This window comes from Nisaea sp. (assembly GCF_040217065.1).
GTDB lineage: Bacteria > Pseudomonadota > Alphaproteobacteria > Thalassobaculales > Thalassobaculaceae > Nisaea.
Genome location: NZ_JAVJNX010000005.1, coordinates 233,323 through 247,488, shown reverse-complemented (window position 1 = coordinate 247,488; position 14,166 = coordinate 233,323). Strand labels below are relative to the sequence as shown.

General features: G+C 59.9%; 11 protein-coding genes. 9 read left to right on the top strand and 2 right to left on the bottom strand.

Annotation, left to right across the window (positions count from 1 at the left end):
* The first annotated feature begins 43 nt into the window (after nucleotides 1-43).
* The 5 genes from RH950_RS05830 to RH950_RS05810 all read left to right on the top strand — a co-directional run bounded on the left by RH950_RS05830 (nucleotide 44) and on the right by RH950_RS05810 (nucleotide 7,736).
* Complete coding sequence (locus RH950_RS05830; protein WP_350054636.1) at nucleotides 44-1,162, top strand: efflux RND transporter periplasmic adaptor subunit; 1,119 nt, start codon at nucleotides 44-46, stop codon at nucleotides 1,160-1,162.
* Nucleotides 1,163-1,166: 4 nt separating this feature from the next.
* Entirely contained in the window at nucleotides 1,167-4,376 is a 3,210-nt protein-coding gene (locus tag RH950_RS05825; RefSeq protein WP_350054634.1) for an efflux RND transporter permease subunit, read from the top strand.
* 252 nt (nucleotides 4,377-4,628) lie between these two features.
* A complete protein-coding gene (locus RH950_RS05820) occupies nucleotides 4,629-5,885 on the top strand; it encodes a pentapeptide repeat-containing protein (RefSeq protein WP_350054632.1) in 1,257 nt (418 codons plus the stop codon).
* Between the two features lie 92 nt (nucleotides 5,886-5,977).
* A complete protein-coding gene (locus RH950_RS05815) occupies nucleotides 5,978-6,397 on the top strand; it encodes a hypothetical protein (RefSeq protein ID WP_350054630.1) in 420 nt (139 codons plus the stop codon).
* Between the two features lie 88 nt (nucleotides 6,398-6,485).
* Entirely contained in the window at nucleotides 6,486-7,736 is a 1,251-nt protein-coding gene (locus RH950_RS05810; protein ID WP_350054628.1) for a pentapeptide repeat-containing protein, read from the top strand.
* A 3-nt stretch (nucleotides 7,737-7,739) separates the two neighbouring features.
* On the opposite strand, the gene RH950_RS05805 is transcribed toward RH950_RS05810, so the two are convergent.
* On the bottom strand, nucleotides 7,740-8,804 hold the full coding sequence (locus RH950_RS05805; protein ID WP_350054626.1) for a threonine aldolase family protein: 1,065 nt from the start codon (nucleotides 8,802-8,804) through the stop codon (nucleotides 7,740-7,742).
* A gap of 107 nt (nucleotides 8,805-8,911) precedes the next feature.
* On the opposite strand from RH950_RS05805, the gene RH950_RS05800 reads away from it, so the two are divergent.
* A complete protein-coding gene (locus tag RH950_RS05800) occupies nucleotides 8,912-9,325 on the top strand; it encodes a DUF4870 family protein (RefSeq protein WP_350054624.1) in 414 nt (137 codons plus the stop codon).
* On the opposite strand, the gene RH950_RS05795 is transcribed toward RH950_RS05800, so the two are convergent.
* A complete protein-coding gene (locus RH950_RS05795) occupies nucleotides 9,310-9,939 on the bottom strand; it encodes a GNAT family N-acetyltransferase (protein WP_350054622.1) in 630 nt (209 codons plus the stop codon). The two genes, RH950_RS05800 and RH950_RS05795, sit on opposite strands and share 16 nt — an antisense overlap.
* A gap of 344 nt (nucleotides 9,940-10,283) precedes the next feature.
* On the opposite strand from RH950_RS05795, the gene RH950_RS05790 reads away from it, so the two are divergent.
* The 3 genes from RH950_RS05790 (at nucleotide 10,284) to RH950_RS05780 (ending at nucleotide 14,154) form a co-directional block, all read left to right on the top strand.
* Nucleotides 10,284-11,939 (top strand): ABC transporter substrate-binding protein, encoded by a 1,656-nt coding sequence (locus tag RH950_RS05790; protein WP_350054620.1) that lies wholly within the window; start codon nucleotides 10,284-10,286, stop codon nucleotides 11,937-11,939.
* Between the two features lie 111 nt (nucleotides 11,940-12,050).
* Nucleotides 12,051-12,986: an ABC transporter permease gene (locus RH950_RS05785; protein ID WP_350054618.1), complete on the top strand. Its 936-nt coding sequence runs from the start codon at nucleotides 12,051-12,053 to the stop codon at nucleotides 12,984-12,986.
* A 16-nt stretch (nucleotides 12,987-13,002) separates the two neighbouring features.
* Nucleotides 13,003-14,154: an ABC transporter permease gene (locus RH950_RS05780; protein WP_350054616.1), complete on the top strand. Its 1,152-nt coding sequence runs from the start codon at nucleotides 13,003-13,005 to the stop codon at nucleotides 14,152-14,154.
* Nucleotides 14,155-14,166: the final 12 nt, after the last annotated feature.

Sequence of the window (14,166 nt, the reverse complement as noted above, 5' to 3'; positions counted from 1 at the left end):
CTCGTGACTTTTGGCGTCAGAAGGCGTGCGCGAAATGCCAAAAATGTTGAATACCTTTTCCTCCGCTTTCGTCGTCGCGCTGCTCGCGGCGGCTTTAGCGACCGGCATGCCCGGCCAGGTGCGGGCACAAGGCAAGGCGAGTCCGGTCGAAGTCGACACGGTTCGGGAAGAGGCCCTGACACAGACGGCACCGGTCACAGCGCGATTTGTCGCCGTCCAACTTGGCCCCGTCGCGACACGGATCTCGGAAAGAATTGCCGATATCTCCGTCCGCGCCGGTGACCGGGTGAATAAGGGTGACGTGCTGGCCAGGCTCTCCGACAACCGGCTGCAGGCGCAACGGCAGCTCAGGGCAGCGGAACTAAAGAAATCAGACGCACAGCGCACCCGCGCAGCAGCCAATCTGGCCAAGGCGCAGCAGATGCTCTCGCGAACAGAGCAATTGCGCGGCTCCAACGCGTTCCGGATGAATGCTCTTGAAGATGCCCAGCGTGACCTGGAGGCTGCAGCCGCCAGTCTGGCGGAGACAGAAGCGGAAACGGAGCGGGTCCGGGCCGAATTGAGCCTGACCGAGATTTCCCTGGCCGATGCCGCGATCCGCGCACCCTACAGCGGCGTGATCCTGACACGCCACGTGGTCGCGGGCGACTATGTCCAGGCGGGTGATCCGATCGTCACCCTGATGAACGATACGGATCTGGAAATCGAGGCCGATGTCCCGGCACAGCGGCTGGCCGGCTTGCGCGAGGGTATTCCGGTCAACGCCGTGCTGCAAAACGGGCAGAGACTGAGCGTCGCCATGCGGGCAATCATCCCGGAGGAAAATCCGCGTACGCGCAGCAGGGCCGTGCGCTTTACCGCAAATCTGCCTGCGGATTTTGTGCAGATTGCGGAGAACCAGAGCGTCACCATCCATATCCCCATCGGCATCGTGCGCCAGGTGGTCAGTGTCCACAAAGACGCTCTGTTGTTGGATGGCCGTACCCCTCGGGTCTATGTCGTGCGCGATGGCAAGGTTGAAATGCGGACGGTCACGATCGGCGAATCCCTCGGCAACCGGTTCGAGGTGACGGCCGGCCTCGAGATCGGCGACGTCACGGTGATCAAGGGCAACGAACGCCTGCGTCCGGGCGAGCCCGTCGCCGTCCAGGTCAAAGGCTGAGCCGATGGACAGCTTGATCCGGCATTCGATCCAGCGGCCCGTCGCCGTTCTTGCGATCGTCATGATGATCGTGATGTTTGGCATCGTTGCCCTGCAAAGCATCCCGATTCAGCTCGCCCCCGATGTAAACCGACCGGTTATCACCGTCACCACGAACTGGATGGGCGCCGCACCTGCCGAAATCGAGCGCGAGATCGTCAACCGCCAGGAAGACGAGTTGCGCGGGCTCGAGTCCCTGGAATCCATGATCTCCAGCTCCGAGGACGGGCGCGGCAGGATCACCCTGGAATTCGCGCCCGGCACCGATATGGACAAGTCGTTGCTGCTGGTCTCCAACCGATTGGACCGGGTCGGCAACTATCCTGACGAAGTGGACGAGCCTACATTTCAGACTGCCGGTGCGGAAGACAACGCGATTGCCTGGGCAGTGCTCCTGCGCAAGGATGGCAACGACACACCCATCCACACCTACGGCGATTTCGCCGAAGATTATGTCAAGGCCCGGATCGAGAGGATTTCCGGGATCGGCGAGGCACGCATCTATGGCGGCGCTGAGCGGGAAATGCGGGTCGAGATCGATCCGCAGCTGCTCGCCCAGTACCAGCTCACAATCCCCGATCTGCTGGCCTCCCTGCGCGCCGCCAATGCGTCGATCTCCGCCGGTGCCGTCGACGAGGGCAAGCGCCGCTACGTGGTCCGCACCGAAGGCGATTTCGAGAGTATCGAGAATGTGCGCGGAGTTGTTCTGCGTTCCATCGAGGACCCTATGACCGGGCGCGTGGCCCGGGTCACAGTCTCGGACGTCGCCACGGTCAGCATGGGCTTCAAGGATCCGGTCGCCCGCATCCGGCAGTTCGGTGTGCCTGCACTCGCCGTGCCGATGTATCGCGAGACCGGGGCCAATGTGATCGAGGTCATGGAAGACGTTCGCAAGGCCATCGGCGAGCTGAACGAGGGGTATCTGGCGGCCCGGGACCTGGAGATGATCCAGGTCTATGACGAAACCACCTATATCAATTCCTCCATCGAGCTGGTCCGCCAGAATATCTGGGTCGGCGGCGTTCTGGCCGCGCTGGTGCTGTACATGTTCCTGCGCAGCGGCAGCGCGACGCTGGTAGTCAGTCTGGCGATCCCCGTCTCCGTGATCGGCTCCTTCGTGGCCATGGCCGCGCTCGGCCGCTCCATCAACGTGATCTCGCTGGCCGGCATCGCCTTCGCGGTCGGCATGGTGGTCGACGCCGCCATCGTTGTGCTGGAGAATATATTCCGCCTGCGGCAACTCGGTCACAGCCCGAATGACGCGGCCTATCGCGGGGCCCAGCAGGTCTGGGGCGCGGTACTGGTGTCCTCCCTGACCACGGTCATGGTGTTCATTCCGATCCTGGTCATGGAATTGGAAGTCGGCCAGCTTTTCAGGGATATCGCCGTCGCGATCTCCGTCGCGGTCTGTCTTTCCCTTATCGTCTCCGCCACGGTTGTTCCGGCCCTTGCCAGCCGGCTGCTGAAGAACGAGGTCGGCCACCCGAGCACGATGCGGCGCTGGCCGCTGATCGATCCCTTTGCCCGTACCTTCGTGGCCGTCGTCATGAAGCAGACACGCGCCGTGGTGCAGAACCGGCTCCTCGCCTTCACCGTCATCGGCGGCATGACCATCGGCAGCATCGCAGCGACCTGGGCCATGCTGCCCGAGCTCGATTATCTGCCCGAAGGTAACCGGAATCTGATTATCGGCTTCGTCAAGCCGCCGCCGGGCTACAATCTCGACACCATGGCCGCAATTGCCGCCAAGCTGGAGAACACAACCAAGCCGATCTGGGACTTCACCGAGACCAAAAAGGTCATGGAGGACGGCACCCCCACCATGTCGCGGTTCTTCTTTGTCGCTTTCCGGGCCAATGTGATCGTCGGCGCCGCCGCCTCGGATCCGACCCGGGCGAAGGACCTTATACCGGTGCTCCGGCGATCGCTCTTCACCGAACCCGGAACCTTCGGTTTCTTCCGCCAGAGCTCCCTGTTCGGACGCGGCGTCGGGGGGACAAGTTCGATCGATCTCGACATTTCCGGCGGCGAGCTCGAAGAGTTGACCGAGATTGCCCAGAAAACCTTCTTCAAGGTTGGCCAGGCCTTCCCCCGCGACGAGGGCACGCAGATACGCCCGCTGCCGTCCCTGTCGCTCGGCGCGCCGGAAGTGCGGGTCGTGCCGAACCGGACATTGCTCGCCGACAACGGCGTCACCGCCCGCGATCTCGGTTTCACGGTCGACGCCTATAATGACGGGATTCGGGTGGCCGAGATCACGGTGCAGGGCGAGCGTATCGATCTGACGCTGACCGGTCCGGAGAACCACATTCTCGAGACTCAGGGCGTTGCCGATCTGCCGGTCGTCACCAGGGAAGGCAAGATCGTCCCTGCCGGGTCGCTCGCCAGCGTGCTCGTGACAACCGGGCCGACCGAAATTCGCCATGTCGGCCGCGAACGGACCATCACCCTCGTCGTCTCGCCCCCGTCGGGCATGCCGCTCGAGGCCGCCCTGAACAAGATGCGGGACGAGGTGATCCGGCCGATGGAAGAAGCCGGCCTACCTCCCGGGATCAGCATCCGCATGTCCGGTACAGCCGACAAACTTGCGCAGACCTGGAACGAGATGGTGCTCGATCTGGTGATGGCTCTGGTCATTGTCTATCTGGTCATGGCCGTATTGTTCGAAAGTTTCTTCTATCCACTGGTCATCATTTTCTCGGTTCCGCTCGCAACCGCCGGCGGCGTGGTCGGGCTGGCCACCCTGAACATCTTCATCCGCCAGAATCTCGACATGCTGACCCTGCTCGGGTTCGTCATCCTGATCGGGATTGTCGTGAACAATGCGATCCTGCTGGTGCACAAGACACTGCATCACATACGCGAGGACGGCATGGAATCCGGAGCCGCGATCATCGAAGCGACCCGGAACCGCATCCGGCCGATTTTCATGTCCACATTGACGAGTGTCCTGGGGATGCTTCCATTGGTCGTGTTCCCGGGCGCCGGCTCCGAGCTCTATCGCGGGCTGGGTTCCGTCGTGATTGGCGGTCTCTCCCTGTCGGCAGTGCTGACCCTTGCAATCATTCCTCCCCTGCTTTCCATCTGCCTCAGTCTTGTCGAACCCGGAAAACAGTCTCCGACCGAGCCGGTCTCCCCCGAAGGTGACGAACCGGCAAAACAAGCCGCCGACTAATGTCCGTGCAGCTTGATCCACTGGTGACTGGAGCGCCCAAAAAATTTCTGGATTTTCATATTTAATTTTATGTAAATTAACGTTTCTTAATAAACAATTCGTTCCACTTGGTAATGCCTTGCCGAGTGCTGGATCTCTGGCGTTCTTGGCGCTTCCACATAGCCCCTCCGGAGGCTATTGTTCCGTGTGGATTTACACAAAATTAAGCACGCTCATGGTAGAGCACATTTGACATGGGCATGGTTCGCTAAAATGACGCCTCAGGAAATTGCGAATATCCTGGACGAGCACGAAAAATGGCTGAGCCGCGCGCATAGCGGGTCTCGGGCAAATCTTGCACGTGCGAACCTTTCAGGATTTACGCTTGAAAAGGTGAATCTGAAGTCCGCCAAGTTATCCGGTGCCAATCTGCAGAAAACCATCCTGGTCGGCAGCAATCTCAGCCACACAGACCTGTTCTGTGCGGTCCTCGATGGCGCGGATCTCAGGGATGCCGACCTGCAGAATGCCGATCTGCGGGGCGCTTCCATCCGCAATGTCGCGTTCAAGGGTGCAAATCTGGTGGGCGCCGACTTTCGCGGCGGCACGCTCATGTTCGGCACAGACGATGACGAAGGCCAGCGGGATGGCCCGACATCGAACCAGCAGGGCGCCGATCTGAGTTATTCGGCCATGCCGAATGCCAGTCTCGCCGGCGCACAGCTGGCCGGAGCAAACCTTTCCGGCGTCAACTTGCGTAAGGCTGATCTGAAAGGAGCCGATCTGTCCGGCTGCATTCTGGTCGAAGCCGACTTCTCCGGTGCCGACCTGCAGGATGCCAATCTGTCGGGCGCATTGCTCGACAATACGATCATGAAACATGCCAACCTTTCCGGCGCCAATCTGACCGGTTGCGACCTTTCGGGCGCCGACGTGACCGGCGCAAACATGGTCCGAAACGAAGATTCCCTGCCTTTCGAGGTCCGTGAAGTACTCAACATGCATTACATCTGGATCCGGGAGGACGGGCGTCTCGGCGACCGTGCAATTCTCAAGAACGCCGACCTCAGCTTCATTGACCTGGCCGCTGTCAATTTGTCTGGCGCAGACCTGCATGGCTCAAATATGAGCGGGGCGAATCTATCGAACGTTCTGCTTGTAATGTCCGATCTCTCCAGCACCAGTCTGAAAGGCGCCAACTTAAGCGGCGCGACGCTTGAAGGGGTCAACCTCGCGCTCGCGGACATGACGGATGCCGATCTTTCACATGCCGTGATCGGCCCTGTTGATCTGAAGGATCAGAAAGGCAGGCTCACCGGTCGAAAATGGCCGGCGAACCTGTCTGGCGCCAAGTTGGTGAACGCAAATCTGAAGGATGCCGACCTGCAGAATGCCAACCTCGCGGGGGCCGATCTTACCGGCGCCGATCTCACCGGCGCCGATCTTGCCAATGCAAATCTGACCGACGCAATCTTCAAACCAGAACAGCTTGCAGTTGCAAAATCAAATGGAAAAACAGACAAAAACTGATACGAAAGCCATAGCGTTGACCGGCGCCTTAAGGCCGCAGTGCCGCGATCTCGAAGGAAATTCTCCTTGACCCTCGAATGGGGAAGCTGCGAATGCAGCGCTCGGACGAGCTTTCTTGCCAGAATACTGCAGACCGACCATTGGGGAATGCCCAAAAATTGATCGATGAAGCGCAAAAAACCGAACAACTCGCTCAACTCAGCGCCGAGATCGAAAAACTGATTGACCGCGTTGCTGATGACGTGCGCGAGCAAAGAAGCGAGAAAGAAGAACAGCTTGCGAGCGGGTTTGTGATCTATCTGTTACGGAACGCAGACAACACGCCAATCCAGACTCTCCCGCTAAGGCAAATCGGTATCGCCACGAACGATATTAGCCAGACCGACGGCTTTTCGGCTCTGAAAGACTTTTGCGAACGCCTCAGCTTGCAGGCACGCGTAGAAGATGCGGTCCGGCCATCCCGGGAATACCTCAATCCATGCCTTGGAATCATTGTGGATGGGTGGCCATGATCGTAATTGACTTGAACCGGACCTTCGATGGTTCTCTGGAATGCCCGCATTTCTGCGGTCATGCGCTGATGAAAAGAAACCTGAGCCGATGACGCCGGAAGATATCCTTCAAGCAATCCAGAGCCACGAGCTTTGGCTGAAACGAAAGCCGGGCGGTGCGCGTGCCGATCTGTCGGGCCTCGATATTACCGGCTTTCAGCTGGCACGCGTCAATTTGCAGTCGGCACGTTTGTCCGGCACCAATTTCTCAGACACCTTCCTGTCTGGCGCTGACCTGAGTTATGCGGACCTGTTTTGTGCCAATCTGGACAATACGGACCTGTCCAATGCAGTCATGATGCGGGCTGACCTGCGTGGCGCGACCATTCGCGGGTCCAATCTCAGCGGCGCCAACCTGAAGGAAGCCGACATGCGCGGCGGCGCCATCATAAACGACATGACCGGCGAGCGGCCGACCTTCATCCGCGCCGAGATGTCCTCCTCGACGATGGATGAGGCCGACATCAACAACGCCAATCTGTCCGGAACGGACCTGTCCAATTCCAGCATGATCGGGTCGAACCTGGAGAACACCTTGCTCTGCGGCGCTAATCTCACCGGTGTGAACCTTGAAAACGCCAATCTGACCGGAGCGGACTTGTCCGGGGCCAACCTGGCGAATGCCAAGATTATCGGCGCCAACCTCCGCGGGGCGAACCTGCGTGGCGCGCTGATCTCGGAGACCAGTTTCGCCAAGTCCGATCTCAGCAGCGCCATTCTCGAGCGGGTCAATCTGTCGACCGCCAACCTGAGCGGTGCTCAGTTGGTGACGGAGTCCGGCGACCGCAGCCGCTCTCTCCGGGACATCGTCAACGACCATGAGCTCTGGATCCGCGAACAGGGCCGTGGCGGCACCCGCGCACAGCTTGCCGGCGCCAGCCTGAAAGACGTCGATCTGAGCGACATCAACCTGTCCGGCGCGGACCTGCGCGATGTCGATCTGACCGGCGCCAAGATGCGCCGCACCCAACTGGTGATGACCGACCTCACAGGCGCCAAGCTTTCCCGGGCCGACCTTCGGGATTCCGATCTTTCCGGCACCAAGCTCATTTCGGCCGATCTGACGGACGCACAGCTGAACGGCGCGCTGCTCTACCCGGTCGAACTGAAGGATGCCAAAGGCAATCCGACCGGACGGTTCTGGCCGTCCGATCTGGAAAGCGCGCTGCTTCGAAACACGGATCTCACCGGCGCCCGGTTCAAAGGCGCCAATCTCACCGGTACCGACATGAAAGGCGCTTTGACCTCGGGTGCGCAGTTTACAGACACCGACCTTGATGTCGCGCTGAAGGACTCCTGACCGTCAGGCTCCGTCCATCACGGTCTTGAGCGCCGCCAACGCCACCTCGACGCCATTTAGCGTGACATCGATATGGGTCACGGCACGCATCCGGCGTGCTCCCATGGCACCGATCCGCACCCCGTGTTCGCGCATCAGGCGCTCGGACAGGCCGGCAGCATCGAGGGCTGGGGCCGCGATATCGAAATACACCATGTTGGTCTCGATCTCGTCGACCGAGACGGACAATCCCGGGATCGACGCTATCCCTTCGGCAAGGTAGCGGGCATTGGCGTGATCCTCCGCCAATCGTTCGACATGGTGGTCAAGGGCATAGATTCCGGCAGCAGCAATAATTCCTGCCTGCCGCATCGCTCCCCCGAACTGATGCTTGAAGAGCCAGCTCCGCTGGATGAATTCCGCACTGCCGGCAAGCACGCCTCCGACGGGACAACCGAGACCTTTCGAGAGGTCGATCCAGAGAGAGTCGCATAGCGCACCATAGGCCGACGCCGGCGTCCCGGAAGCGATCACCGCGTTCAGCAACCGCGCACCATCCATGTGCACCTTGAGCCCGTGCCCGCGCGCACAATCGGCGACTTCGGCGACGGTTTCGAGCGGCCAGACGGCTCCGCCGCCGAGATTGGCCGTATTCTCGATATTCACCAGTTTCTGGCGTTGGCCATGATGACCGCGCGGCGCGCGGATCACCGTTTCAAGGAGTGCCGCATCGAAAATGCCTCTGCTGCCTTTCAGAGTCCGGCACATCGCCCCCGCAAGCGCTGCCGGACCGCCGGCCTCGAAATGCAGCGCATGTGCACTCTCGTCGAGCACGATCTCCTCGCCGCGATCGACCCAGACCCGATACGCGATCTCGTTGCACATGGTCCCAGACGGCAGAAAGATCGCAGCTTCCTTGCCCAACAGAGCCGCAACGCGCGCACACAGGAGATTGACGGTCGGGTCTTCCATCGCCTGCTCGTTGCCGACGTCAGCATCGGCCATGGCCTGCCGCATGGCCTTGGTCGGACGCGATACCGTATCGCTGTAGAGATCGACGGTCGGACCGCTTCCCGTATTCATCGCCATTGCAGTTTTCCCTTGCTGCCGTCAGCCGCGACGGACCTATTGAATGATGTACGTGGCAGGCCAACGTTAAGAGCGTCTACCGGACAGGCAAAGGAACAGAACTGCACATGGCCGAAACAAATCCGAACAATGGCAATCAGGTCACACGGCCACGGACGCTTCCCTTCTCCCTCGGTCTTTCGGAAAATGACCGCCTCGCCGTTCACATCGTCTACGGTCTCTATGGTGCGGCTATCGTCTTCGGGCTGCCGTCCATTTTCGGGGTCATTCTCGCTTACCTGAAACGTGGTGATCTCGAAGGCTCACCTCTGTCCGGGCACATCACCTGGCAAATCCGGACTTTCTGGATCCAGATTATCGCCATCGTCCTGACGGCGGCACTCACCGCGACCTGGATCCTGATTCCTTTCGCCTGGCTGGTCGGTGGCGCCGGCTGGCTCTGGTTCGTCTACCGCGTGGTCAAGGGCTGGATCCGTCACTCGAACGACCACCCCATCAAGGACCCCTACGCATTGTTCTGACCGTGCGGCGCGGCCACAGTCAGATTCATGGCCATAAGGGATACCTCCTTGGACCCTCCTTCCGTTTCCTGGCGGCCAACCTCGACGAAACCGAAACTCCTGTGGAAGCGCAGAGATCCGTCGTTCGGAGGTCGCAAATTCACTTCGCACGTAAGGTGGTCGACCCGGCCCGTCGCGAAAAGGGTGAAGTCCCGATAGAGCGCGCGCCCGACGCCCCGCCCCCGCGCCGCGGGCGAGACAACGATGCGGTCCACGTAAAGAAATGATGGATACCTGTCGCTGAACCATCGATAATTCAGGCTGTCATAGGGACGACCAGGCAGAAAGCCGATGAGGAACCCCATGATCGCGTCACCGTCCCTGGCGACACGAAAATAATCCGCCCTCCCAAGAAACCAGAAAAAGCCGTCTGCATCGATGCTGTTGACGTGGGGAACTTCCGCTTCGTTGAGAATACCCACAATGTCCAGATCTTCTCTCAAAGCGTCTTCTATGTGCATTCTACGTCCTTTTTTGAATAGTCTTGGAATGGCCGATTTCCGATCTCCGATCAACCTTTTCTGTCTTCCGATAGACCTGTTGTCGCTAACGGATAAATTCTTTGACATCGACATTACGCGTTGCTCATGATGACCGTTAATGAACGAAACGCAGCGTCTTCAGGACCATTCAAAACGAATGCTCACATGCAGGCACTTCTTAAATCTGCGTTCGCAGTCGAACAGTGAGACCAAAATAAAATGAACAAAGCGCACTCACACGTTCGATTTCAACGGATCTGAACCGGAGGCAAAATATTGGCAGGAATGTTCCGAGTGCCTTGGACATCTGCTGTAGCGTCACATAGCAGGACCGGCCACGAATGACCTGAAAACGACACTTTTTATGTCGTCTTTAGCGCATTATGATCCGCGCCACGCGTGCTCCGGCGCACCATTGCACAACAGGGAGACAAAATATGAACAGGGAATTGAAAAGCCGTTCCGGACGGCCGCTGCACCACATGGTCAGCAGTTGGGCTGCAGACACCAAGGCAGGCAAAATGGATCGGCGCGAGTTCCTCGCGCTGGCGAGTGCGTTCGGCGCGACGACGGCCACCGCATACGGCCTGCTCGGCATGGCGACGCCGAAGACGGCCCATGCGGCGGGCAAGAAGGGCGGTACCCTCAAGGTTTCCATGAGTGTTCGCCGTGTGGTTGATCCGCGGATCTTCGACTGGTCCGAGATGGGCAATGTTGCGCGCCAGGTCTGCGAGACCCTGGTGGTCTACACATCCGCCTACACTTTCGAGCCGGGGCTGCTCGAAGGCTGGGAGGTAAATGACAACGCGACAGAATATGTCCTCAAGGTCCGCAAGGGTGTGACCTGGAACAACGGCGACGAATTCAACGCGGATGATGTCGTCTATAATTTCGAGCGCTGGTGCGAGAAGGACGTCGAGGGCAATTCGATGGCCGGCCGCATGGCAACGCTGATCGACGCCGATACAGGCAAGGCTCTGGCCGGGGCAATCACCAAGGTCGACAGCCACACGGTGAAGCTGACCCTGCCAAAGTCGGACATCAGCATCATCCCGGGCGTCACCGACTACCCGGCGCTGATCGTGCATCGCGACTTCGACAAGAACGGCGCCGATCTTTCCATGAATCCGATCGGCACCGGCCCGTTCGAGCTGGAGAAGCTCGAAGTCGGCGTCTCCGCCCGCTGCGTGCGGCGCAAGGACGGCAAATGGTGGGGTGGTGAGGCTTATCTCGACGCCATCGAGTGGACCGACTACGGCACAGATCCGGCAGCCGAGGTTGCTGCTTTCGAAGTAGGCGATGTTCATGTCAACTACCAGACCACGGCTGACTTCGTGGAAATCCTCGACAGTCTGGACTTGAAGAAGTCCGAAGCCGTCACGGCAGCCACCATCGTCGCCCGCATGAATGTCTCCAACAAACCGTATGACGATGTTCGCGTCCGTAACGCCCTGCAGCTCGCCGTCGATAATGCCACCGTCCTGCAGATCGGTTATGGGGGTTCCGGCAGCGTGGCCGAAAACCACCATGTCGGCCCGATGCATCCGGAGTATTTCAAGCTGCCGGAAGTCAAACGCGACCCGGAAGCCGCGAAGAAGCTGCTCGCCGACGCGGGGCAGTCGGATTTCGAGCACGAGCTGATCTCGATCGACGACGACTGGCGGAAAAACACGACCGACGCCATCGCCGCCCAGATCCGGGATGCCGGGATCAAGGTCAAGCGGACGATCATTCCCTCGTCCTCCTTCTGGAACAACTGGACCAAATATCCGTTCTCGACCACCAACTGGAACATGCGGCCGCTCGGCGTGCAGGTTCTGGCCCTGGCCTACCGGTCGGGCGAGGCCTGGAACGAGGCTGGCTGGTCCGATCCGGAGTTCGACAAGATGCTTGATGAAGCCCTTGCCATAGCCGATGCGGACAAGCGCCGCGTGGTAATGGAGAATCTGGAAAAAACCCTCCAGGATTCCGGCATCATCATCCAGCCCTACTGGCGTTCTCTGTTCAAGCATATGGCACAGTCTGTCCAGGGAGATTCCATGCATCCGACCTTCGAGATGCATTTCGAGAGAGTCTGGCTGGACGAAGCCTGATCCGATACTGACGGGCCCGCCCCGGTTCCGGCCGGGGCGGGCTCTTAACTCCCGAAAAGGGAGGTTCAAGGGCAAAGAAGGCCCGCCCGAGACAGGGCATGCGGGGGCAATATGCTGCTATTCATCCTGAGACGACTGGGGGTCATGGTCGCGACCATGGTCTGCCTGACGTTCGTGGTTTTCTATCTGGTCAATCTCGAGCCGAACCTGAAAAAGCTCGCGCTTGAGCAGAACAACAACCGCATGACCGAAGAAGCGGTCGAAAGCTGGCTGCTGAAGGAAGGCTACCGACGGCCTATTCTGTCACGCTATGCGGAGTGGATCGGAAATGCCGCGACAGGCGATTTCGGCCAATCCACCCGGTTCCGCAAGCCGGTGGCGGAGGTCCTCGCCCCGCGCATCGGATATACCGGGACCCTGATGTTCTGGGTCATGATCACCATGGTGCCTACCGCCCTCATCATCGGTGTACTGGCAGGGATGAGAGAGGGATCGAAAACAGACCGCAGCCTCTCGGTCGTGGCCATCGCCTCGACGGCGACGCCCGAATATGTCTCGGGCATCCTCTTTACCGTTCTGTTCGCCTCCTGGCTCGGCGTCCTGAAAGGCGTCTCGAAAGCCGGCGGCATCGACTTCAATAATTTCGCGCTGCCGGTGATGACCATGGCGATCTACGGCACCGGATATATCGCCCGCATGACCCGCGCCTCGATGGCCGAGGTCATGACGGCGCAATATATCCGCACCGCGCGCCTCAAGGGATTATCGTTCCGCGCCCAGGTGCTGCGTCACGCGCTCAGGAATGCGCTGATCGCTCCCTTCACCGTGATCATGCTGCAATTCCCCTGGCTTCTGACCGGCGTTGTCATCGTCGAAAAGCTTTTCAATTACAAGGGCTTCGGCTGGACCCTCGTGGAAGCGGCGGACAATAACGACATCGATCTGCTGCTGAGCTGTTCACTGGTGTCGGTCGTCGTCGTGCTGCTCACGCAGCTCATATCGGATATCGGGTACGCCTATCTCAACCCGCGCATTCGCGTGAATTGAGGGGGGAGATCAGGCAATGGAATATATCGGCTTCTTCGAAATCTGGGGAACAGTGATCAGCCAGTTCTGGCCGGTCTGGCTGTCTCTCGCTGTCATCCTGTCCGTCAGTTACCACTTCCGCCACAGCCTCAGCCTTTACGGCCGTCTGTTCGGCAGCACAATCGGCATGGTCGGCCTTGTGATCGTACTGTTCTGGATCCTGACGGCCATTTTCGCCGATTGGGTTGCGGTCTTCGATCCGCTTGAACAGTTCGCCATGCTGAAACGCAAGCCCCCCGGCGCGATCGATGCGGAGACCGGCAAGGCGCTTCTCTTCGGCGCGGACAATCTTGGACGCGATCTGTTCAGCCGCATGGTGCACGGCTCGCGCTTCGTGCTCATCATCGCCCCCGCGGCGACCATGTTCGCCTTCATCGTCGGCATCACCATCGGACTGCCGGCCGGATATTACGGCGGCAAGATCGACTCGATCATGTCGTTCCTGGCCAACCTGGTCCTCGCCTTCCCGGTGATCCTGCTGTTCTACCTGCTGGTCACGCCGGGCATCCGGGAAACGCCCATCCCGATGGCCATGGCCGGTTTCTTCTTCATTTTCCCGATCCTGTTCTTCGGCGTGCTGTTCTACAGCCGCTATGCGACGCGGCCCGGGCTGCTGGCCATCCAGCTTGTCTGCGTGCTGCTGGTGGGCGGCTGGCTTTATTCCGGATTGGTCTTCAACGCCGACCCGCTTGGCATCATCGCGCTTGAGCCGAATGAGCTGAACATTTTCGCCTCCGTCGTTTTCGTGAACTCGCCGACGGTGTTTCGTATCGTCCGCGGCATCACCATGGATATCAAGACGCGGGACTATGTCGCCGCCGCCCAGACACGCGGCGAGAATGCCTGGTACATCATGCTCTGGGAGATCCTGCCCAATGCACGCGGTCCGCTGATCGTCGATGCCTGCCTGCGGATCGGCTACACGACGATCCTGCTCGGTACGCTCGGCTTCTTCGGTCTCGGACTGGCGCCCGAGAGCCCGGACTGGGGCTCGATGATCAACCAGACCCGGGCCTTCATCCGGATCGTCCCCACCATCGCCCTGCCACCAACCCTGGCGCTCGCGATCTTCGTTCTCGGCCTCAATCTCCTGGCCGACGGACTGCGCGAACAGTCGTTGAAAGATTGAGGGAGGCAAGGC

Bases quoted from the DNA above. Each gene is read 5' to 3' on its own strand.
- RH950_RS05830 (WP_350054636.1), top strand. From the start codon at position 44: ATGTTGAATACCTTTTCCTCCGCTTTCGTCGTCGCGCTGCTCGCGGCG.
- RH950_RS05825 (WP_350054634.1), top strand. From the start codon at position 1,167: ATGGACAGCTTGATCCGGCATTCGATCCAGCGGCCCGTCGCCGTTCTT.
- RH950_RS05820 (WP_350054632.1), top strand. From the start codon at position 4,629: ATGACGCCTCAGGAAATTGCGAATATCCTGGACGAGCACGAAAAATGG.
- RH950_RS05815 (WP_350054630.1), top strand. From the start codon at position 5,978: ATGCAGCGCTCGGACGAGCTTTCTTGCCAGAATACTGCAGACCGACCA.
- RH950_RS05810 (WP_350054628.1), top strand. From the start codon at position 6,486: ATGACGCCGGAAGATATCCTTCAAGCAATCCAGAGCCACGAGCTTTGG.
- RH950_RS05805 (WP_350054626.1), bottom strand. From the start codon at position 8,804: ATGGCGATGAATACGGGAAGCGGTCCGACCGTCGATCTCTACAGCGAT.
- RH950_RS05800 (WP_350054624.1), top strand. From the start codon at position 8,912: ATGGCCGAAACAAATCCGAACAATGGCAATCAGGTCACACGGCCACGG.
- RH950_RS05795 (WP_350054622.1), bottom strand. From the start codon at position 9,939: ATGTCGATGTCAAAGAATTTATCCGTTAGCGACAACAGGTCTATCGGA.
- RH950_RS05790 (WP_350054620.1), top strand. From the start codon at position 10,284: ATGAACAGGGAATTGAAAAGCCGTTCCGGACGGCCGCTGCACCACATG.
- RH950_RS05785 (WP_350054618.1), top strand. From the start codon at position 12,051: ATGCTGCTATTCATCCTGAGACGACTGGGGGTCATGGTCGCGACCATG.
- RH950_RS05780 (WP_350054616.1), top strand. From the start codon at position 13,003: ATGGAATATATCGGCTTCTTCGAAATCTGGGGAACAGTGATCAGCCAG.